This window comes from Hymenobacter frigidus (assembly GCF_014640435.1).
GTDB lineage: Bacteria > Bacteroidota > Bacteroidia > Cytophagales > Hymenobacteraceae > Hymenobacter > Hymenobacter frigidus.
Genome location: NZ_BMGY01000030.1, coordinates 25,188 through 46,800, shown reverse-complemented (window position 1 = coordinate 46,800; position 21,613 = coordinate 25,188). Strand labels below are relative to the sequence as shown.

Annotated in this window: 22 protein-coding genes; 11 read left to right on the top strand and 11 right to left on the bottom strand. The window is 59.2% G+C overall.

Annotated features, from left to right (window positions below; translation table 11 throughout):
- Positions 1–122 precede the first annotated feature (122 nt).
- From IEW17_RS14775 to IEW17_RS14735, 9 genes are all read left to right on the top strand, one after another.
- Complete coding sequence (locus IEW17_RS14775; protein WP_229749023.1) at positions 123–1,058, top strand: NmrA family NAD(P)-binding protein; 936 nt, start codon at positions 123–125, stop codon at positions 1,056–1,058.
- A gap of 74 nt (positions 1,059–1,132) precedes the next feature.
- Entirely contained in the window at positions 1,133–1,417 is a 285-nt protein-coding gene (locus IEW17_RS14770) for a hypothetical protein (RefSeq protein WP_188562827.1), read from the top strand.
- Positions 1,414–1,854, top strand: a complete 441-nt coding sequence (locus IEW17_RS14765) for a type II toxin-antitoxin system VapC family toxin (protein WP_188562826.1) — start codon at positions 1,414–1,416, stop codon at positions 1,852–1,854. Before IEW17_RS14770 ends, IEW17_RS14765 begins: the two co-directional genes overlap by 4 nt.
- Before the next feature lie 213 nt (positions 1,855–2,067).
- Positions 2,068–2,790: an NADPH-dependent F420 reductase gene (locus IEW17_RS14760; RefSeq protein ID WP_188562825.1), complete on the top strand. Its 723-nt coding sequence runs from the start codon at positions 2,068–2,070 to the stop codon at positions 2,788–2,790.
- Positions 2,791–3,047: 257 nt separating this feature from the next.
- A complete protein-coding gene (locus tag IEW17_RS14755; RefSeq protein ID WP_188562824.1) occupies positions 3,048–3,323 on the top strand; it encodes a putative toxin-antitoxin system toxin component, PIN family in 276 nt (91 codons plus the stop codon).
- A 333-nt stretch (positions 3,324–3,656) separates the two neighbouring features.
- Positions 3,657–3,947, top strand: coding sequence for a hypothetical protein (locus tag IEW17_RS14750; protein WP_188562823.1), 291 nt, complete (start codon positions 3,657–3,659; stop codon positions 3,945–3,947).
- 130 nt (positions 3,948–4,077) lie between these two features.
- Complete coding sequence (locus tag IEW17_RS14745; protein WP_229749022.1) at positions 4,078–4,944, top strand: hypothetical protein; 867 nt, start codon at positions 4,078–4,080, stop codon at positions 4,942–4,944.
- Positions 4,945–5,170: 226 nt separating this feature from the next.
- Positions 5,171–7,780 carry an ATP-dependent chaperone ClpB gene (gene clpB, locus IEW17_RS14740; RefSeq protein WP_188562821.1) on the top strand — a complete coding sequence of 870 codons (2,610 nt, stop codon included), beginning with the start codon at positions 5,171–5,173 and terminating at the stop codon, positions 7,778–7,780.
- Between the two features lie 250 nt (positions 7,781–8,030).
- Positions 8,031–8,819 (top strand): hypothetical protein, encoded by a 789-nt coding sequence (locus IEW17_RS14735; protein WP_188562820.1) that lies wholly within the window; start codon positions 8,031–8,033, stop codon positions 8,817–8,819.
- Positions 8,820–9,110: 291 nt separating this feature from the next.
- On the opposite strand, the gene IEW17_RS14730 is transcribed toward IEW17_RS14735, so the two are convergent.
- From IEW17_RS14730 to IEW17_RS14710, 5 genes are all read right to left on the bottom strand, one after another.
- Positions 9,111–9,518, bottom strand: a complete 408-nt coding sequence (locus IEW17_RS14730) for a putative toxin-antitoxin system toxin component, PIN family (protein ID WP_188562819.1) — start codon at positions 9,516–9,518, stop codon at positions 9,111–9,113.
- Positions 9,518–9,739, bottom strand: a complete 222-nt coding sequence (locus tag IEW17_RS14725) for a DUF8507 family protein (RefSeq protein ID WP_188562818.1) — start codon at positions 9,737–9,739, stop codon at positions 9,518–9,520. The genes IEW17_RS14730 and IEW17_RS14725 overlap by 1 nt, the downstream gene beginning before the upstream one ends.
- 434 nt (positions 9,740–10,173) lie before the next feature.
- On the bottom strand, positions 10,174–11,160 hold the full coding sequence (locus IEW17_RS14720; RefSeq protein ID WP_188562817.1) for an L-threonylcarbamoyladenylate synthase: 987 nt from the start codon (positions 11,158–11,160) through the stop codon (positions 10,174–10,176).
- Positions 11,161–11,660: 500 nt separating this feature from the next.
- The gene (locus tag IEW17_RS14715) at positions 11,661–12,239 is read right to left on the bottom strand and encodes a hypothetical protein (RefSeq protein ID WP_229749021.1); all 579 of its coding nucleotides are present in this window, start codon (positions 12,237–12,239) and stop codon (positions 11,661–11,663) included.
- 18 nt (positions 12,240–12,257) lie between these two features.
- Positions 12,258–12,752, bottom strand: a complete 495-nt coding sequence (locus tag IEW17_RS14710; protein ID WP_188562815.1) for a hypothetical protein — start codon at positions 12,750–12,752, stop codon at positions 12,258–12,260.
- 72 nt (positions 12,753–12,824) lie between these two features.
- On the opposite strand from IEW17_RS14710, the gene IEW17_RS14705 reads away from it, so the two are divergent.
- Complete coding sequence (locus tag IEW17_RS14705; RefSeq protein ID WP_188562814.1) at positions 12,825–13,421, top strand: HupE/UreJ family protein; 597 nt, start codon at positions 12,825–12,827, stop codon at positions 13,419–13,421.
- Positions 13,422–13,545: 124 nt separating this feature from the next.
- Positions 13,546–15,894, top strand: a complete 2,349-nt coding sequence (locus IEW17_RS14700; protein ID WP_188562813.1) for a M1 family metallopeptidase — start codon at positions 13,546–13,548, stop codon at positions 15,892–15,894.
- Positions 15,895–16,063: 169 nt separating this feature from the next.
- Here IEW17_RS14700 and IEW17_RS14695 read toward each other — a convergent pair whose 3' ends face one another.
- The 6 genes from IEW17_RS14695 to IEW17_RS14670 form a co-directional block, all read right to left on the bottom strand.
- Positions 16,064–16,732, bottom strand: a complete 669-nt coding sequence (locus tag IEW17_RS14695; protein ID WP_188562812.1) for a cytochrome b/b6 domain-containing protein — start codon at positions 16,730–16,732, stop codon at positions 16,064–16,066.
- A gap of 33 nt (positions 16,733–16,765) precedes the next feature.
- A complete protein-coding gene (locus IEW17_RS14690; RefSeq protein ID WP_188562811.1) occupies positions 16,766–18,004 on the bottom strand; it encodes a pyridoxal phosphate-dependent aminotransferase in 1,239 nt (412 codons plus the stop codon).
- 70 nt (positions 18,005–18,074) lie between these two features.
- Positions 18,075–19,070, bottom strand: a complete 996-nt coding sequence (locus IEW17_RS14685; RefSeq protein ID WP_229749019.1) for an N-acetylmuramoyl-L-alanine amidase — start codon at positions 19,068–19,070, stop codon at positions 18,075–18,077.
- Positions 19,071–19,148: 78 nt separating this feature from the next.
- Positions 19,149–20,837, bottom strand: a complete 1,689-nt coding sequence (gene rny, locus IEW17_RS14680) for a ribonuclease Y (protein ID WP_229749018.1) — start codon at positions 20,835–20,837, stop codon at positions 19,149–19,151.
- 131 nt (positions 20,838–20,968) lie between these two features.
- Positions 20,969–21,262, bottom strand: coding sequence for a cell division protein ZapA (locus IEW17_RS14675; RefSeq protein ID WP_188562810.1), 294 nt, complete (start codon positions 21,260–21,262; stop codon positions 20,969–20,971).
- Between the two features lie 40 nt (positions 21,263–21,302).
- A complete protein-coding gene (locus tag IEW17_RS14670) occupies positions 21,303–21,599 on the bottom strand; it encodes a hypothetical protein (protein ID WP_188562809.1) in 297 nt (98 codons plus the stop codon).
- Positions 21,600–21,613 lie beyond the last annotated feature (14 nt).

Genomic DNA, 21,613 nt, shown 5'->3' with positions numbered 1-21,613 from the left:
ACCTGCAGGTGCGGTCATCCATCAACGCTCAACCTCTGCGGCCTTGCGGGGTTCACCTTGCCAGTGCGGTCAGAAAGCTTGCTGCATAAGCATTACCCCACCCCTCGTTTCCTCCTCCGATTTTGGCCGAACCTACAGTAATTCCCCAACGTGGCAAGACTACCGAACCGGCCACCATCGTGCTGGCCGGGGCTACCGGCGACCTGGGCTTCCGCATTGCGCAGGCCCTTCTCAAGCGGGGCGCGGCGGTGCGGGCGCTGGTCCGGGCTGGCAATACCAAGCCGGAGGTAACCTTATTACGCGACTTGGGGGCTGACATCATCGAAGTCGATTTTAACAGCGTGACAGCGCTAACCAATGCCTGCGCGGGCGCGGCCTGCGTGGTGTCGGCCTTGTCCGGGCTGCGCGATGTGATAGTGGACGGCCAAAAGCGTCTGCTCGATGCGGCCGTAGCTGCCGGCGTGCCCCGCTTCATTCCGTCGGATTATTCCATCGACTACACCAAGCTCTCCAACGGCAGCAACCGCAACCTCGACTTGCGCCGGGAATTCAATCAGCGGCTCGACCAGGCCCCCATCCAGGCCACGTCCATCCTCAACGGCATGTTTACGGACTTGCTGACCGGCCAGGCCCCCGTGGTGCTTTTTGGGGTGAAACGGGTGCTGTATTACGGCGATGCTGACCAGCCGCTGGATTTCACCACCACCGCCAATGCCGCCGAATTCACGGCTGCCGCCGCCCTCGACCCTACCACGCCCCGCTACCTGCGCGTGGCCGGCGAAGTAGCCACCGTGCGCGGCCTGCAAGCGGCCGCCACTGCCGCCACCGGCCAGCCGTTTAAGCTGCTTCGGGTGGGACCTTTGGGCGTGCTAGGGGCTATGATTAAGGTGACCAAAGCCCTCATGCCCTCCACCGACGAGGTGTTTCCGCCTTGGCAGGGCATGCAGTACCTGCACAACATGTTCACCGGGCTGCCCAAACTCACGCCGCTGGATAATGCCCGCTATCCGGACATCCGGTGGACTCCAGTGCGCGAGGTACTGGCGGCCAAGAAATAGCGTCCCATCCCCTACCGCCCCGCTCGCTGCGGGTGCCGCTGAAAGAAACGGGAGCTTCTGCGTAACTTAGTCACATGAGAGTTGCCCTTGAATTAGAGTTTCCTGATGAGCAAGCCGCAGCGGCGCTTAATTGGCTGCAAAGCATTCCTAGCGGCTTGGTTGCCAAGTTTCGGGGAAACCAGCGCCTGCCAGGCGAAGCAACGATGCCAGAAGCGGCCGAAGAAGGCGCGGCGGAAGCGGAGCAAAACCGTTTGCTACATGAAGTATTTGGCTCGTGGAAATCAGAAGAGAGCGGCGAGGAAATGGTGCGCCGCATCTATGCCGACCGCCAGGACCAGCCGCGTGAAGTGGAGCTATGAGTCGCTACCTGCTCGATACCAACATCTGCATCCACTTGATGAAGGGCGACTTTGACCTTGATACTAAGGTGGAGCAAGTGGGCCTGCGCAATTGCTTCATCAGTGAATTGACAATTGCCGAATTGCTGTATGGCATCGCCAACGGTGCGCCTGACCGGCAGGCCAGCAACCGTCAGAAATTAGACAAGTTCCTGCGTCTGTTCCCCAAGGCCCACCGGCTGGCTCTCTCAGACGTTTTAGAAACCTACGCGGCGCAGAAGGCACAATTGAAACGCATTGGCTGGCTGCAAGGCGAGTTCGATATGCTCATTGGCAGTACGGCGCTGGCGTATGGATTAGCGTTGGTCACGCGCAATACTCGCCATTTCGCCGATATGCTGGGCATGTTGCTGGAAAATTGGGTAGACGGCGAAGCAAGTTACCCAACAGTAGGATAATCCCCGCCCACTGCGGCGGCCGCTAAGTGAACCAGAAGCTTCAATGAGTTGCACTTGAGCCAGCTCATTTCTGCGCGGTTGTTCACCTATGTGGTGTGGCTCACGTAATGCAGGTAAGCCAGACAGGCGAAACAATCCTACTTGACGGGTAGTCTTAGTGCACGTCGCGTCATCAAACGGCGACTCACTCACCACCAGCTTATCCTCCTGCTTATGAATATTGGAATCATTGGCGCCGGCCACATCGGCAGCGCCCTGGCCGTGCGGCTCACCAGCCTCGGCCATTCGGTCTGCATCGCCAATTCCCGCGGCCCCGAAACGCTGACGGACCTGGCCCAAAAAACCGGCGCTACCCCCGTCACGGCCCGCGAAGCCGCCCGCCACGGCGAGCTCATCGTGGTGACCATTCCGCTGAAAAACATCCCCGACCTGTCCAAGGACCTATTTGAAGGCGTACCCGCCGACGTGCCGGTGATTGACACCAGCAACTACTACCCCCTGCTGCGCGATGGCCAGTTGCCCGAGCTGGAAAGCGGCGACCTGACCGAAAGCGAATGGGTGCAGCAGCACCTGGGCCGGCCGGTGCTGAAGGTGTTCAACAACATCTTCGCCGCGAACCTCGAAAAATCGGGGCAGCCCGCCGGCACGCCCGGCCGCATCGCGCTGGCGGTGGCCGGCGATGATGCCGCCGCCAAGCAGCAGGCCATGGCCCTGGTGGACGAATTGGGCTTCGACGCCGTGGACGGTGGCAGCCTGCACGAGTCGTGGCGGCAGCAGCCGGGTACGCCCTTGTACTGCACCGACTTGCCGGCTGCTGACGTGCAGCAGCACTTGGCCAGCTTGGGTACCACGCGCACGCCCGAGCAGCACGCCCAGTTCGCGGCCAACCAAGCCGCGCAGGAAAAGCAGCTGCAAGCGCAAGGCGTCAAGCTGTAAGCACCGCTGCCCAACCGCCAGCCGGTTGTCTCAAGCCCTAACTAAAAAGTCCCAGCGACTGCTGGGACTTTTTAGTTGGGGCTTGCTGATTAAGAGGGGATTTGCCAAGGTTGTATCGAGCACCCGCCACGCCCGCCGCTGAAGGAAACAGGAGCTTCTTTTGAACTGGCGCGAGTTTAGCGCAGCGTAACTCGTGCCAGAGATGGGAGGGAGGCTGTGCCTCCTGGCGTTTGAGCTAGCTATTATTCTGACGTAGCTTGCCGCTTCGCGTCAGCGGAGGAACAACCTCCACCTTACAGCAGGCACGAGCTACAAGCTCGCGCCAGTTTTGGGCCTTTCCCACCACGCCGGTAACGTCAGCCGTCGAGTTGTGCCGCGACCCGAAAGACAACTTCCTGCTCAACCTGGCGCTGGACAGCCAAGCCGACTACCTACTTTCCGGTGATGAGGATTTATTGGTGCTGGGCAGCGTCGGCTCCACTAGCATCATGACGCTGGCAGAGTTTGCACAACAAATGGGGTTAGACGAATAAAGTCCCCCGCCCGCTGCGCCCGCCGCTAAAGAAACAGACGCTTCTGTGCTATTGCCTTGGCGCAAGTTTAACGCGGCGTAACTAGTGTTGATGATGTCTTAGTTAGGCAGTGCCTCCCAGCGCGTGGACAGCGGATTGTTTTATCGCAACTTGCCGCTGCGCGTCAGTGGATATACAACCTCGACTTCATTGCATGCACGCGCTTAACGTTCGCACCAGTTTGGGTGCATAAGAACCACCGCTTTTCAGCATCTCCAAGCAGGAACTAGCTTTGCCACATTGCGGCGGCAACGCACAGCGCCGTACTCTTCCCTCTTAACTCCCTAATTGAGTATGCAAGACGCTATTCTGGAACTCGTTCGCCAAGCTCATGCCCTGACGGAATCCGCAGCGGTTGCGACCAGCGACCGCACCACGCGCAAGCAACTCGTGCTGGCCGATTTGTCCCTGCATCTCGTGCAGGCCGCGTTGCGCCAGGAGCAGCCCGAACCCGCAGAGTTGAAGCGGTATCTATTTAGCATCCTCATCGTGTGTGATGGCTTTGTACCGGACCTCGACCTCAAGGCGATGGCGAATGTCGTGCTGCCGATGCCAGCCGAACAGATGACGCTCCCTGTGCAGTAAGAAGCGTCAAACCTCGGCCCCCGCCCGCTGCCCCCGCCGCGGGAGAAACTAGAGCTTCTGGAATGCCATAGTTAATACTTCCGCACCAGATATGGTATCTTTTAAAAAAAACACTAAAGACTTACTGTATATGCCTTTATTCAAACTAACGGATTCAGAGATTAGAGAAGTAGCTAGAAAGCATATCGAGAGTCTAGAATTCTGGTTAAGACGAACTATTAACGACTCTTTAACTTCTGCATATGGCAAAGATTACTGGAGTTATCATAATGATAAAGGGCTATTTCTATTAAAACAGGAAATACGTAACAAGGTAAGTGAAAGAGTAAGTGCTGAGCCGGATAGATACCCTCGTTGGATAGATGCAACACTTATTGAGCATCAGGTATTTATAATATGTAAAGAAGATCTGTACAATGATTATTTTAGACCCTACTTCGAAACCGAATTTAGGTTCGGCAGAATCCATTTAAAATCGGTTTTCGATACGTTAATTAAGATAAGGAATAAGGTTTCTCATGCTAACCCAACGAGCATTCGTGATGCTGAAAAGGCAATATGTTACAGCAACGACCTCATTGATTCAATAAAGAAATATTACTCAGACCATAATATGAATCAGGATTTTAACGTACCAAGGATTCTTTCGTATTCAGATTCCTTAGGCAATAAAGTATATTCAGAGGAGTGGGAAGAAGGCGCGCTTAATTCTATAAAATTGAATGTTGGGAATACGAAATTTAGACCCGGTGATAGAATTAGGATGTCAGTCGAAATCGATTCTTCATTTGCTCTTGACGAATATAAAATCGAATGGTCCATAGATTATAAGATTCGTGCAACGGGAGAATTAATAGAGCTTGTGTTTACTGATGAAGATGTAGATGCAAATTTTATGGTAAAAGCTCGTGTAACATCAAATAAAGCGTGGCATAAATATGGGAGCTACGATGATATCATTCGTATTCACATGTCAGTTTTCCCGCCTCTTTCCTAATTTTTTAATTTGGTAAAACCATGTATCGTCTCTCACTTTGTGCAACGCATTACTTTAATTAAGTAGTTGTACTCTATTGGACCAGACCCGAGAAATTTTGGCAGTAATTATTCATATAGCACTGAATTTTCCAGCCAAAAAGTCCGAAAAATACTTCCCGCACCCCCTTTGCTAGTCCCCTCGTAGAACTTCTACCTTGGAAGCACCCACCTAGAGACTACGCACCATGGACTTTAAAAACTTCACTATCAAGGCACAGGAGGCCGTGCAGAAGGCCACCGAAATAGCCGGGGGCAACCAGCAGCAGGCCGTCGAAACGGGCCATTTGCTGAAGGGCCTCTTCCAGAGCGACGAAAGCGTCTTCTCGTTTCTGGCCAACAAGCTGGGCGCCAACCTCAACATTCTCACGCCGCGGCTCGATGCCATCGTGGCCGCCTACCCGAAGGTGAGCGGCGGCTCGCCCTATTTCGCCAACGACGCGGCCGCCGCCGTGCAACGCGCCAACGGGGCCATGAAGGACATGGGCGACGAATTCGTATCTGTGGAACACCTGTTGCTGGGCATCCTCAGCGGCAAGGATGCCGTGGCCACGCTGCTCAAAGACACTGGCTTCAACGACAAGGACTTGAAGGCCGCCATTCAGGAGCTGCGCGGCGGGCGCAAAGTCACCAGCCAGAGCGCCGAAGACCAGTACCAGAGCCTGAACCGCTACGCCACCAACCTCAACGAGCAGGTGCGGCGCGGCAAGATGGACCCCGTGATTGGCCGCGACGAGGAAATCCGCCGCGTGCTGCAAATCCTCTCGCGCCGCACCAAAAACAACCCCGTGCTGCTCGGCGAGCCCGGCGTGGGCAAAACCGCCATTGTGGAGGGCCTGGCCCAGCGCATCGTGGCCGGCGACGTGCCCGAAAACCTGCGCGACAAAGTCATCATGAGCCTCGACATGGGCCTGCTCGTGGCCGGGGCCAAGTACAAGGGCGAGTTTGAGGAGCGCCTCAAGGCCGTTATCAAAGAAGTGACCGACTCGGAAGGGCGCATCGTGCTTTTCATCGATGAGATGCACACCCTCATCGGGGCCGGCGGCGGGGGGGAGGGTGCCATGGACGCCGCCAACCTGCTCAAGCCTGCCCTGGCGCGCGGCGAGCTGCACGCCATCGGGGCCACTACGCTCAAGGAATACCAGAAATACATCGAGAAGGATAAGGCCCTGGAGCGCCGTTTCCAGGCCGTGATGGTGGACGAGCCGACCATTGAGGACGCCATCAGCATCATGCGCGGCATCAAGGAAAAGTACGAGCTGCACCACGGCGTGCGCATCACCGACGACGCCGTGATTGCGGCCGTGGAGCTGAGCGCCCGCTACATCACTGACCGCTTCCTGCCCGACAAGGCCATCGACCTCATGGACGAGGCCGCCGCCAAGCTCCGCATCGAGCTGAATTCCATGCCCGTGGAGCTCGACGAAATCCAGCGCCGCATCATGCAGCTCGAAATCGAGCGCGAAGCCATCCGCCGCGAAGACAACCGCGACCGCGAAGCCGTCCTCAGCAAGGACCTGGCCGAGCTGAACGACAAGCGCGACACCCTCAAAGCCCGCTGGGAAGGCGGAAAGGCCGTTCTGACCGGGATTCAGACTCAAAAAGAAGCCATCGAGCAGTTCAAGCTGGAAGCCGAGCAGGCCGAGCGCCAGGGTGATTACGCCCGCGTGGCCGAGCTGCGCTATGGCAAGATTCAGGAAGCCGAAGCCAAGCTGAAAATCTTGCAGGAAGAAGCCGCAGCTAATAAAGACGGCGGCGCGATGCTTCAGGAAGTCGTCACCAGCGAAAGCATCGCCGAAGTGGTGGCCAAGTGGACGGGCATCCCGGTGAGCAAAATGCTGCAATCGGACCGCGAGAAGCTGCTCCAGCTCGAAGCCGAGCTGGGCAAGCGCGTGGCAGGGCAATCGGAGGCCATCGCGGCCATTTCGGATGCCGTGCGCCGCTCCCGGGCCGGCCTGCAAGACCCCAAGCGGCCCATCGGCTCGTTCATTTTCCTGGGCTCCACCGGCGTGGGCAAAACCGAGCTGGCCAAGGCCTTGGCCGAGTATTTATTCAACGATGAAAACGCCTTGGTGCGCATCGACATGAGCGAGTACCAGGAGCGCCACGCCACCTCGCGCCTGATAGGCGCACCTCCCGGCTACGTGGGCTACGACGAAGGCGGGCAGCTCACAGAGGCCGTGCGCCGCAAGCCCTACTCGGTGGTGCTGCTCGATGAAATTGAGAAAGCGCACCCCGACGTGTTCAACATCCTGTTGCAAGTGCTTGATGATGGCCGCCTCACCGACAACAAAGGCCGGGTGGCGAACTTCAAGAACACCATCATCATCATGACCTCGAACACCGGGGCCGATATCATCCAAAAGAATTTCAAGGACCTCAACGAGTTCAACCACGAGGAGGTAGTCGACCGCACCCGCGACGAAGTGATGGAGCGCCTCAAGCAGCACATGCGCCCCGAATTCCTGAACCGCATCGACGAAATCGTGATGTTCCAGCCCCTCAAGCGCAAGGAAATCCGCCGCATCGTGGACATCCAGTTCAAGCAAATCCAGCAGCGGTTGGCCGATGCCGGAATTCAATTAGAAGCCACTAGCGAGGTGTTGGATTTCTTGGGCGAAGCCGGCTTCGACCCGCAGTTCGGTGCCCGCCCGCTCAAGCGCGTGTTGCAGCGCGTTATTTTGAATGAATTGTCGAAAGATATTCTTTCGGGCCGCGTGAGTAAAGATGCCGTGGTAGAAGCCGTTCTGGAAGACGGTGCGGTGAAGTTCGAGAACGTGGAAATGCCGGCGGTGTAATTCACTGGAGTCGATTTTGTAAATGGGAAAGCCCCGTTAGCGTAGTGCTGGCGGGGCTTTTTGCATTTTTATGTGCAGCAACTATAACGCACACGCAACGGCCTTTTTGTAAGTTGCCACGGCAAACCAGTTTCTGCCCAACAGCCACCAGAGGTAACTGCTAAGGCCGGTGTCTGACTGTCAACCTTAGGCAAGTTGGTTGCTTCGTTTTTCCTTTCCAAACCGGCACTTCGGCTTACACCTACTCTGCATGAAACGAATCCACTTGTTCGAGCTCGAAGACTTCGCCTGGTTTCCCAACTGGATACGCATCGGCGTGACGCGGCTCATCGTGGTCATGCACAAATTTCTGGGCTCGTCGGCCGACTTGGTGCAGCTGCTCAGCCGGGCGTTGGCCCATTCCGAAAGCGCGGCCATTGTGGACCTGTGCTCGGGCAGCGGAGGCTCGATGCTGGAAGTGTACCGGACGCTGAAGAAGCAGCCCGGACTGGACTGCCTGACGCTCACGCTGACGGATTTGTACCCGAATCTGACCTTGGCCGCTGCCATCAAAGGGCAGGGCGATGCTGCGCTACGGTACGATACCCAATCCATAAACGCGGCCGACGTAGCCCCGGAATTGCGCGGTGTGCGCACTTTGGTTGGCAGTTTTCACCACATGCGCCCGGAGGTAGCCCGGCGTATCCTCCAAGACGCCAAGGAAAAGCGACAGGCAATCTGCGTGTACGAACTTAGCGACAACAGCTTTCCAATCAGCCTGTGGTGGGTGGCCCTGCCGCTGAACTTCCTGATGGCGCTTTTCATCACCCCCTTTGCGCGCCCGCTTACGGTAAAACAGCTACTTTTTACGTACGCCTTGCCCGTTATCCCGTTTTGCTTTGCCTGGGACGGCGCAGTTTCCAATGCCCGCACGTATACCCTCGGCGATATGGCAACGCTGCTCGAAGGGTTGCAATCCGATGGCTACACTTGGGAAACTGGCCTCATATCGGGCAAGGCCAAGAAATTGTATCTACTCGGCCTGCCTACGGAAAGGTAACAGTACCAGCACCCAATATTCTGGTGTCGACGTGAAGGCTGAGCCTCCACTGCCGCGCAATGGCAAGGCTGAATTGCGCCGGTCGGTCATTCCACCGCCAGCCCTGCTAGTGTAAGGCCGCCCTACCAGCTGTTCCGGCACGAGTTGCGCGGCGCTACACCCGCGCCAGGGCATGCTGGCAGAAACTAGTGCTGCTGCGGCCGCGCCAGCCACGGCGGCGGGGCGCGGGGGAATCACACAAAAAGCCCCGTCGGCGTAGTGCCAACGGGGCTTTTCTATGCGGAAACTCAATTATCGAAAGTTGCCTAAAAACTCCTGCAAGCTGACGACGGGCACCCGTGGAAACTCTAGCTGCTTAAGAACCTCAAAGTGCTGGTCGTTGGTGACGAGGTAATCGGCGGTGGCGGCGATGGCTACGTCAGTGAATTTGTTATCGTCAGGGTCGGCTTCAATCAGTTGCCATTTGTAGTAGGCTTCCTGTTGCACCGTATTGGGGGCTGCTAGCAAAATCTCCAGTACCTGCTTGGCGGTGCTGGCCGTGTATTCTCTGGTCAGAACCTCCTCGTATTCGGTCAGTATCTCATTGCTGAGTATCCAGTCGAATGCTTCGCTGGCGAACAACTGGTACAAGCGGTGATACGGGCTATTGCAGTTGAGCGACGCAAGTAGGCAATTCGTATCAATTACTGCTCGACGCATCAGGAAGGCGCATTGAGCATTCGCTCATAATCTTCAGCGGTGTAGCCGCGCTCGTAATCCATGTGCTCTACCGCGACCAGCATTTTTTGCGACATGTGCGCCACCAACACCCGCCGCAACTCCAAAACCTCTTCATCGCTCATACCGCGCTCAAATAAGCGAAGTAGGCTAATTTGTAAGCTGTTGAGCTTAGTAGGCTGAATTGCAGTAATGGGAGACATGGTAGTAATGTGTAGAGGTCAGTAGCAAGTTAACGCCAAAGGCCTACAAAATGGTGCAAGCCGCCTCGCTAGGCTACTGACTCTCCAGTATGTGCCTGCCGAAACTCCAGCTACTCCCGCAGCTTCAGCCCCCAACTGGCCCCAACTGGCGCGAGTTTAGCGCAGCGCAACTCGTGACTAACCTTGACGTGGAGGCTGAGCCTCCACTGCCGCGCAGCGGCAAGGCGGTATTGCGCCAAAGGGTTTACAGTAGTTTTTTCTAATGTGAGGCGCAACCTCGCCCGAATGATAGGCACGAGTTACGCTGCGCTAAACTCGCGCCAGCCCAAGGCAGTCTAGTAGTGCTGCTTTAGAAACTGCCGCTACCCGCGCTGCGCCAGCCACGGCGGCGGGGCGGGTTGGGGAGGAGAAGGATGCCTCGGCTGTTGGGTTCGCTATTTTCGGGCGGCGGCTTTCTCCAGCCGCTCGTTCAGGGCAAGGCCCAGGCTGGTGTTGGGCAGGCGTTCGGCCAGCAGCAGCTGCAGGCCCAGCGCGTCGAGTTGGTGCAGGGCCGCGTACAGACCATGGGCGGCCTCGGCCAAATCGCCCCGGCCGGGACTCAGCACTATTTGCTGCGCGGCGGGTAGGCCGGGCAGTAGTTCCCGAAAGGCGAGCGCGCCTGTGGTGGCCATATCGAAAGGTGGCAACGCAGCGTGCCCCGGGCCAAACAACTGCAGCGGCGTGTGGGGGGAGTAGTGATACGGCAGCAGGCCCGGGCTGGCGGCGGGGCGGGCCTTTTCCGGGGCGGTGCGCATGCGGGTGGCCGGCACCACGGCCTGCAGCATTTCCAGCGAAATGGCACCGGGGCGGTACACCACCGGCTCACCGGCTGGCCCAAACCCCACTACCGTGCTTTCGATGCCCGCTTGGCAAGCCCCGCCATCGAGCAGGTAGGGAATGTGGCCGCCGAGTTGGCTTAGCACGTGCGCGGGCCGGGTGGGGCTTATGTAGCCGAAAGGGTTGGCCGAGGGGGCCGCCAGCGGAAAATCGAGCCGCCGCAGCAGGTCCTGCACCAAGGCGTGGGCCGGGATGCGCACCGCCACGTCGGGCAGCCCGGCCGTGACGAGGTCGGGCACCACGGCGGGCTCGCGGGGCAGCAACAGCGTGAGGGGCCCCGGGCTGAACGCCGCCAGCAACCGATGCGCCGCCGCGGGTACGGCCGCCATCCGCACGTACGAGGGCAGTTGCTCCACGCTGGCAAAATGCAGGATGAGTGGGTTGGTAAGGGGCCGGCCCTTCACCGCGAAAATGCGGCGCAGGCTGTCTTCCCGCAGGCCATGCCCGGCCAGCCCGTACACGGTTTCGGTCGGAATGGCTACGAGCTCGCCCGCGCGGAGCAAAGCCGCGGCGTGGGCCAAATCGGTGCCGAGTAAAGTGTCCATAGCAAGTGGCGGTGCTCCCGATGAGAAAGCAGGTTTAGCCTCAAAAGTAAGCCCCTCCCCGGCGGTGAACATCAGCGCAGCTGAACGGATTTACAAGAAGTAGCCGCAGGACAGCTTACGGATTATCTTTCCGGGAAGGGCTCTGCTGCTACTTTAGGCACTTACCAGCGCATTTTTGTTGGCTTTGTTGAGGACAGCAAGCTTGGTAGTTGTGAAGCTGTTTAGAAAGTCAAAAAAACTAAGTGACCGTCATGCCGAGCATTCTGCGCATTAAGCAGAGACCGAGGCATCTCGCTCGCCTCGTTGAACGGCCCGGACGGCCCGAGCGAGATGCCTCGGTCCCTGGCCTGATGCGCCACATACTCGGCATGACCGACTGACAAATTTCAATTAATAAACCCATTCAAACTGCCATAAATAGCGTTCGAATGGGTTTGAAACGTGCAGTGATGCACGTTGAAAAGTCTGGTGCAGGCAATTATTTGCGGCTGACGACTGCGCTAACGCGGAGCGGCCGACCGCTCGCGGGCCTTTTGCTGGGCAATGGCTTCGCGCAGGTAGGCCGCTTCGGCGAAGTGCGAGGCGTTGAGCTGGCTGCGGTACTTGCGGGGAATGGGCCGGCCGGCAGCGTAGGCGCCATCCACCGCCACCAAATGCGCTTTGTTGAACTTGGCGGCGTGCGCGATAAAGCCCACCACCGTACCCAGCAGAATGGCCGAGCCCAGCGGCGGCGAAATCGCTTCGGAGGCCACCGTGCGGGTGCCATTGGCATCGGTGGAGGCAATGGGCAAGGCTAGTGACGCTCCCAAGATAAATGGTACGGCGAACAAAAAGCCCGCGTAGCGCCGCTTGCGAAACAGCGAAAGCAATGCGCCGGTGGTATCGGCCGCTGAGGAGCCGCCGCGGTAAGCGGGCAGGTACCAGCCATTGAAGAGCAGCACGGCCCCGGTATCGGCGGGCAGCACGTTGGGGCGGGGAGTTGCCGTGGCCGGTGGGCCAGTCACGGCCGGCGTTTGGGCCATTGCCGCCGAGCTGCTCAATAGAAACAGCGGCAGCATCAAAAGAAGTAAAAAGCGCATAGCAATCACGTAATGGTTCTATTTGACTGGCTGCACCTTTACGGGCTGGTACTGGATGATGGACTGCGCGAAAAATCGGGGGGCCAGTTTGCGCCGAACCGAGCGGGGCAGCCGCTGCCCGGCGGCGTAGTTGGTCAGGATTGTTTCGAGATGGCCGTTGCTGTAATGCAGCAGCTTGCCCACGCCGTAGGCCGCAATGGGCGAGGCTACGAGGAAGGCCAGCGCGGGATTGACCCGGTTGTCGTTCACCACGTAGCTGTTGGGTGGCGTGGGGGTGGTGGAGCCAATGGAAAGGCGGGTGGCGGCGAGCGCGGCCCCCACAATCCAGCTGGCCCCGCCGGCCTGACGGCGGCTGTAGAGGTTGATAATGGCCTGGGCGGTGTCGTTGTGCAGGTATTGCCCCCGCAGGCGTTGCTTGAACGTGGCCGAAGCCAGCAACTCTTGGTTCTGGGCGCGCAAAGCACCGGTGCTGAGCAGGACGAAGGTGAGGAGGAGCAGTAAACGATTAATCATAAAATTTTTGACTGGGTAGAAACCGCCGCAAGATACACGTCGGCCTCCGGAGGCTAGCACTAGCTTTGCCGCATGGCTTCTGTTTTTCAAACGTATTGGCAGTTGGGCTTTCTGCACATCTGCACGCCCCGCGCCGCCGACCACCTCACGTTTCTGCTGGCGCTGTGCGCGCCCTATGTGCTGACGGATTGGCGGCGGGTGCTGGCGCTGGTCACCAGCTTCACGCTGGGGCACTCGCTCACGCTGGCGCTGGCCACGCTGGGCCTAGTGTCCTTCAACCCGGCCATCATCGAAGCCCTGATTCCTGTTACCATCATGGTTACGGCGCTGCTGAACCTGCGGGGCGCAGGCCGGGCGCTGCGGCCCCGGGCCCCGGTGCTGGCCGCCGCGCCCAACGCGCTGGCGCTGGGCTTCGGCCTGATTCACGGGCTGGGGTTTTCCAACTACCTGCGGGCGCTGCTTGGGGCCGGTAGCCGGCCCATTCAGGAGCTGCTGGCCTTCAATGTGGGCGTAGAAGTGGGGCAGGTGCTTATCGTAACCATCATTCTGCTGCTGGGGGCACTGCTGCTGCGGGGGCTGGGCGTGGCGCGCCGCGACTGGCTGCTGACCACCAGCGGGGCGGCGCTGGGCATTGCCACGGTGCTGCTGCTGCAACAGCTGTGGTCGTAGCCGCTCCGCCACCCACTGGCGACTATCGCACCAGTTGCGGTGGCGCAACGTTGGCGTAACTTTCGACGACCTTTTCAATCAAGGTTTCCAACTTCTTTCGATTTTTTCAACTCACGCTTACTGTATGCGTCGTTTTTTATTCGCCGGCCTGGTGCTGGCCGTAGCGGGCCAGCTGCCCGCCGCGGCCCAGAACACCAACTCGGGCACCGACAAATTTGCGCAGCTCGAAACGATGCTGCCCACGCCTAACAGCTACCGCACCGCCAGCGGCGCGCCCGGCTCCGACTACTGGCAGCAGCGCGCCGATTACGACATCAAGGTGACGCTTGATGATGCCAAGCAGGCCATTACGGGTCGCGAAACCATCACCTACACCAATCTTTCGCCCGATGCGCTGCCCTACCTCTGGGTGCAGCTCGACCAGAATATTTTCGACCAGAACTCCATCGCCAGCGCCACGCAGGTGGGCTCGATGCAGGACAAGGTGCCGTTTCAGGCGCTCGAAGGCATGTTGTCGGATTTCGACGGCGGCTTCAAGATTGAGAGCGTGACCGGGGCCAACGGCCGGGCGCTGCACACGGTGACCAACAACACCATGATGCGCGTGGATTTGCCCGCGCCGCTGCTGCCGCGCCAGTCGGTGTCCTTCAATGTGAAGTGGCACTACAATATCAACGACCAGTCGAAAATCAACGGCCGCAGCGGCTACGAGTACTTCGCGGAGGACAAGAACTACCTCTACGAAATCGCGCAGTTTTACCCGCGCATGGCCGTGTACTCCGACAACCAGGGCTGGCAGCACAAGCAGTTTCTGGGCAACGGCGAGTTCACGCTGCCCTTCGGCGACTATAAGGTGAGCATCACCGCGCCCAGTGACCACGTGGTGGGGGCCACCGGCACGCTTCAGAACGCGGCCCAGGTGTTGTCATCCAGCCAAATGAAACGCTTCGCGCAGGCTAAAAATGCCAAGAAGCCGGTGCTCATCGTGAGCCAGGAGGAGGCCGTGAAGGCTGAGGCCGGCCGCGCCACCGGCACTAAAACCTGGACTTACGTGGCCCGCAACGTGCGCGACTTTGCCTGGGCCAGCTCGCGCAAGTTCATCTGGGATGCCATGGAAATTGACCAGGACGGTAAGCCGGTGATGTGCATGTCGTATTATCCCAAGGAGGGCAACCCGTTGTGGGGCCAGTACTCGACGCAGGTGGTGGCCCACACCATCAAAACGTATTCGAAATACACCATTCCTTACACCTACCCGGTGGCCATTTCGGTGCACGGCCCGGTGGGCGGCATGGAGTATCCGATGCTGTGCTTCAACGGCGGGCGGCCCGAGAAGGACGGCACGTACTCGGCAGAGCGGAAATACGGGATGATTTCGGTGATTATTCATGAGGTGGGCCACAACTTTTTCCCCATGATTATCAACTCCGACGAGCGGCAATGGTCGTGGATGGATGAGGGCCTGAACTCCTTCGTGCAGTTCCTGACCGAGCAGGAGTGGGAGCGCAACTACCCCAGCCGCCGCGGCGAGCCGCGCAACATTGCCGCCTACATGGCCACGGGCAGCAACCTGCAGTCGCCGATTATGATTAACTCGGAGTCGGCGCTGCAGTTTGGCAACAATGCCTACGGCAAGCCTGCCACGGCCCTCAACATCCTGCGCGAGACGGTGATGGGCCGCGAGCTGTTCGACTACGCCTTCAAGACCTACGCCACGCGCTGGGCCTTCAAGCACCCCACGCCGGCCGATTTTTTCCGCACGATGGAAGACGCCTCGGCGGTTGATTTGGACTGGTTCTGGCGCGGCTGGTTCTACACCACCGACCATACCGACCTGGCCCTGGAATCGGTGAAATCTTTCAACGTGAGTACCAAGAACCCGCAGGTAGAAAACGTGCGCCTGCAGCAGCAGAAAGCCGCCGCGCCGCAGTCCATCACGGCCCAGCGCAACGCCACCGACATCAAGCAAACCCTGGTGGAGGAGAAGTCCGAGCTGAAGGATTTCTACAACGGCTACGACCCGCTGGCCGTGACTTCGGCCGACCAGCAGCGCTTCGCTGCTTACCTGAAAACCCTGAGCCCCGAGCAGCAGGAGCGCCTCGGCAACACCCAAAACTTTTACGAGCTAAGCCTGCGCAACGCGGGCGGCCTCGTGATGCCCGTGGTGCTGCAAATGACCTACGCCGACAACACCCAGGAAATCCAAACGATTCCGGCTGAAATTTGGCGCAAAAACAACGAGAAAGTCACGAAAATCATCGTGACCAAGAAGCCCGTCATCAGCTTCGTTATCGACCCCTTTCAGCAAACAGCCGACACGGATTTGAGCAACAACGCCTTCCCGCGCCAGCCCGCCGCCTCGCGCTTCGAACTGTTTCAGCAGCAGCAGCAAGCCGCGCCCAACCCCATGCAGCAGGCCGCCCAGGCCAGCCCCATGCAGAAGATGGAGCAGAAGCCCGGCAGCGGCAACTAAGTAACCTCAGCTCCTGACCCCCTCTCCAAAAGAGAGGGGGCACTGGCTCTGAGCAAATTGCGCCACCAAAGACAAAAAAGCCCGCTACTAAGCGGGCTTTTTTGTTGGGTATACCTTTCAGTGCATATCCGGTGCCCCTTTTTTTTGGAGAGGGAGGCAGGGAGTCAGGTTACGCCTTGGGCGCTTCGCCGCCTACCATGCGCGAAATCAACCCGTGGTCCTTGGTTATTTCAGTCCACACCACGCCCGCTACGTGCACTACAAAAAAGCCGATGATGAGCCACATGGTCACGTTGTGGATTTCCTCGGCCGTGTGTTCGATTTTATCGAAGAAGGCAACCTCGTTGTGGTACGTCAGCACGAGGCCGGTGAGGCACATTACGGCCAGGAAAGCGTAGAATAGCGCGTAGGTGCCCGTGGCAAAAAGGATTTTGCCCGCGGCCCCCTTTTCCGCCGGCGGGGCCAGGCGGTAGCGCCGGGCCACTGCCAGCAGCCGGGCCGAAAAGCGCATGTCCGACGGCCCGCGCAGCTCCAGCACCACGCGCAGCAGCCAGAAACCCACCAGCGTTAGTCCGATGTAAATGTGCCACTCCCAGATGCGCTCGCTGATAATGTGCGTGAGCGAGCGGGCCTGTTGCGTGGTGAGCACCACATTGTCTTTGCTCAGCGCCTGCTGAAACTCTGGCACTGCCGACCGCGCGTTCACGATAACCTTCTGGAACAGAATGGTGGCCAGCTGCGCGCTTATGAGCAAGGCGCTGCCCCAGTGCCAGAACCGCAGCGGGGCGCGGTAGTCTTTGGTAGGAGCTTCGGGAGCAGGAGCAATGGTTGGGGTCATCGGTAAGAAGAATTGAAACGAGGAATGCAGGAGTTAGGCCGTTAGCACTGCGGCGGTTTTGGCAACGCTCGGCAGTGGTTCGGTCCGGCCGGGATATTCGCGCAGGGCGTGCTCCAGGCAGGTGAGCGCGGCAGTCAGGTCGGTTTGGTTGAGCACGTAGGCGATGCGCACTTCGTGCCGGCCCAGGCCCGGCGTTTGGTAGAAGCCGTTGGCGGGCGAAAGCATCAGGGTCTGGTTTTCGTAGGAAAAGCTTTCGAGCAGCCACTGGCCGAAAGCTTCGGTGTCGTCCACGGGCAGGTGGGCCAGCACGTAGAACGCGCCGCCGGGGCAGGGGCACACCACGCCGGGCATGGCCCGCAGGCGGGCCACCGTCAGGTCGCGCCGGGCCTGGTACTCGGCCTTGCTGGCGTCGAAGTACGACTCGGGCAGCTCGGCGGCGGCCTCGGCCAGCAGCATGCCCAGGCCGGGCGGGCTCACCCGCATTTGGGCGAAGCGAAAGGCGGCCGCGTACACCGCTTTATTCAGCGTGACGAGCGCGCCGATGCGCGCCCCGCAGGCACTGTAGCGCTTCGAAACGGTGTCGACTACCACCACGTTGGGCTCGGCTCCGGCCAGTTGCAGCGCGCTCACGTAGGGCGCGTCGTAGCAGAATTCCCGGTAGGCTTCGTCCGAAATCAGGTATAGATTATGGGCTTTACATAGTGCCAGCATACTTTCCAGCTCGGCGCGGCTGTACACGTAGCCGGTGGGGTTGCTGGGGTTGCAAACGAGGATGGCGCGGGTGCGCTTCGTGATGGCCCGCTCAAAATCGGCTAGTGGCGGCAGCGCAAAATTATCCTTGATGTGCGCCGTGACGGGCACGATGCTGACGCCCGCCGCAATAGCAAACGCCGTGTACGCGCCATAAAATGGCTCCTGAATGATTACCTCGTCGCCGGGATTCAGGCAGGTAAGCAGCGCGAATAAAATGGCTTCGCTGCCGCCCGTGGTCACAATGATGTCTTCCATTACCACGGGCATGCCGGTGCGCTGGTAGTAGGCGGCCAGCTTGCGGCGGTAGCTCTCGGTGCCCGCGCCGTGGGTGTAGCCCAGCACCCGAATATCGGCGTTGCGCACGGCGGCCAGCGCGGCCGGCGGCGTCTCAATATCGGGCTGCCCAATGTTGAGCGGGTACACGATTTTGCCCTGCTGGCGGGCCAGTTCGGCATAGGGGGCAAGCTTGCGGAACGGGGAAACGGGCATGGCCTGCCCGCGTTGAGATATTTCTAACATATACTTGCTTTAAAGCCCACAATGCTTGTTGCGGCGGCTTCAGTAGGATAAATATAACAGTGGTGGTGGGTCAGAGGCACTTTCTGTACAGGTTGTACAGAATCCGGTTGTCGGCCTCCGTCAGCGGCCCGGCCACGTTTTGCTGAATGAAATGAAGCTTAAAAGCCCGGATGGCCGCCGGCAAGTCCCGCGTGTCATATCCAATAATGCGCAGCGCCGCTTGCGGGTCGAAGGCCGTAAGCGAGCTGTTGAGGCGGGCCAGCTGGACATCAACGGTGCTGGTGTCGGGCGGTAGGGTAGGGGCGGGCAGAGCGGTGTCGGTATCGGGCAAGCGCGGAATCAGCAGCCGGCTGGCTAAGGCAGCGGCACTGTCGGGCAGGAAAGGGCTGGGCAACGGCCCGGCATCGTACCATAGGCCGAAACCCTGGTCGGCCAAACGCTTCCAGGGGAACTGGGCGCTGGGGTCATTCTTGCGGCTGGGAGCAATGTCGGCGTGGCCGATGAAGTTAGCCGCCGGAATACCGTAAGCCTTTTTCAAATCGGTCAGTACGAGCAGCAGGCTGGTCATCTGAGCCTCGGCAAAGGGCTCGGTCCCGTTGTTATCCAGCTCAATACCAACCGAGCTGGAGTTGATGTCGGTGGTGTTGCCCCACCGGGCCACGCCGCCGTGCCAGGCCCGCAGGTAGTCGTTGAGCAGGTGGTATATCCGGCCGTCGCGCCCAATCACGTAGTGCGCGCTCACCTGCGTGCGGGGCAGCGTGAAGGTCCTCAGCGTTTGGGCCGTAGAGTCCTGTGCCGTGTGGTGAATTACGACATAGTTGGGCTTGCGCAGGTTGAAATTGGTAGTGCCCACCCAATACTTGCCCCCCAGGCTGTCGGCCCCCGGCGTGGGCCCGGGCGTGGCGCGCAATGCCTGGGCATATGCCTTCACCTGCGCTTTGTAGGAGCGGTTGGTGGTGGCGTAGGGATTTTTCTGCACGGCGCAGGCACTCAGCACGAGGGCTACAGCCAGACAGCACGAGTTAACTGGGAAACAGACCTGCATCGGCTCAGAGTTTGATATCAAAGAGGAGCTAAAAAAGTAAAAAAAGAAGCCCTTGGAGCAACTGCTTCAAGGGCTTCCTGCATAAACGTAGCCCGCTGCTTACTTGGCGTAGGCCACGGCGCGCATCTCCCGAATCACGGTGATTTTAATCTGGCCGGGGTACTGCATTTCCTTTTCGATTTTCTGCGAAATCTCGAAGCTCAGCTCGGCAGCACGCTCGTCGGTCACGTTCTCGGCGTCCACCATCACGCGCAGCTCGCGGCCGGCTTGGATGGCGAAGCACTGGTTCACGCCCTTGAAGCCGTTGGCGGTTTCTTCCAGCTGCTTGAGGCGCTTAATGTAGCTCTCCATCATCTCGCGGCGGGCACCGGGGCGCGAGCCCGAAATGGCGTCGCAGGCCTGCACCAGCGGCGAAATCATGGCCGTCATCTCAATTTCGTCGTGGTGAGCCCCGATGGCGTTCACCACGTCGGGGTGCTCTTTCCACTTCTTGGCCATCTCCATGCCCAAGATGGCGTGGGGCAGCTCGGGTTCCTCGGTGCTCACCTTGCCGATGTCGTGCAACAGGCCGGCACGCTTGGCTTTCTTCACATCGAGGCCCATCTCGGCGGCCATGGTGGCGCAGAGGTTGGCTACTTCGCGCGAGTGCTGCAGCAGGTTCTGGCCGTAGGACGAGCGGAAGCGCATCCGGCCTACCATTTTAATCAGCTCCGGGTGCAGGCCATGAATGCCGAGGTCGATGATGGTTTTCTCGCCAATCTCAATAATTTCCTCCTCAATATTCTTGCGGGTTTTGGCTACGATTTCCTCCACGCGGGCCGGGTGAATCCGGCCGTCCTTCACCAGCAAGTGCAGGGAGAGGCGGGCAATTTCGCGGCGCACCGGGTCGAAGCCCGAAATGATAATGGCCTCCGGAGTGTCGTCCACGATGATTTCAACGCCCGTCGCCGCTTCCAGCGCCCGGATGTTACGGCCCTCACGGCCGATGATTTTGCCCTTCACGTCGTCGCTTTCAATGTTGAAAATCGACACGCAGTTCTCAATGGCGTGCTCCGAAGCCGTGCGCTGAATGGTTTCCAGCACAATCTTCTTGGCGTCCTTAGTGGCAGTCAGCTTGGCCTGGGCCACGGTGTCCTTCACGTAGGAACTAGCCTGAATTTGAGCTTCGTTCTTCAGCGATTCCACCAGCTGCTCGCGGGCTTCAGCGGCCGTCAGGTTGGCTATGGTCTCAAGCTGGCGCTGCACGGAGTGCAACTGCTCGTCGGCTTCTTTTTGCTTTTCTTCGAGCTCGGCCATGGCCTCCTCGTTGTCAGTGCGGCGCTTTTCGGCCTGGCTTTCCAGCTTGTCGCGCAGCTGCTGGGTGTCGGTCTGGTTTTTCTCGCGGGCTTTTTCCAGGTCTACCTCTTTGCGCTGCAATTGCTCGAGCTGGCGCTGGGTGGTTTCGGTCAGCATTTTGATGCTTTGCTCTTGCTCCACCACGCCCTGGCGGCGCTCGGTGAGCTCTTGGTCCAGTGACTGCTTGAGGCGCTTGCTCTCCTGGTCAAACTCGTTGCGGATGCTCTTGAACTTGTTCTTGGATTGCTCTAGTCGCTCATCGGCCTGCTTGATTTTCTCGTCGCGAAGGCGGTTGCCTTTCTCCTCCGCATCGCGCAGGATTTGCTGAGCGCGGGCCGTAGCCTCGCCCTCGTGGTCTAGCCGGGCTTTGCCGGCCAGCTGCCTGCCTGCTACGATGCCCGCCACCAGGGCGACCACTGCAGTCAGCAGACAGTACATTATTAAAGAGGTCATGGAATTATGGTTTTTGGGGTGGGTAAAAAACCATAACCGGGTAGAACAGATGTGCCCGGGCCGGGCGGAAGCGGCCGATTGCCGCGCCGCCCTGCCGGGCCAACGAGTGTGTGGGTGCTAGCCGGGCTGTATTAGCTCGTTAGCACCACGCCTGATAGCAGCTCGTCGAAACGAGCCAGCCGCTCGGTCAGCGCCGCATCGGTGCCGTCCTTTTCTTTGCTCACTTTCAATTGGTCGGCCATGGTGGCAAGGGCTACCATGGCCAGCAGGTCCTGCTTGTCCTGAATGCCGTAGCCTTCCCGGAATTCGCGCAGCTTGTCGCCCAATAGGCGGCCCGCCAGGCGCAGCCGTTCCTCGTCCTGCACTTCTACGCGCATCGGATAGTCCCGGTCAGCAATACGAATTTTGATGGCTAGTTCGCTCATAAGGCGGCAGTTACGGCGGCGGAGGTGAGGGTCAGTGGGGTTAGTCTCTCAAATAGGCAAGACACTTATCCAGTTCGCGGATGTATTCGTTGAGGCGTAGTTTAAGTTCGTTGGCGTGGGTGGGTTCCCCAGCTATGGTATGTACAAGTTTAACGATATTTTCCTGATTTTGGCGCTCCTTGAGTTGCCGGTCCCGCTCGCGCACATCGGCCCGCAGCTGCTGCACGGTGGTGTTGGCATCGGCCAGGTCCTCGCGCAATTGCTGATAGGCAGCCACTAAGGTGGTAATCTGCCGCTCCAGGCGGTCGAGTTGCGCAAGCTGTTGAGTAGAGGCCACGGGCGGTAAATTTT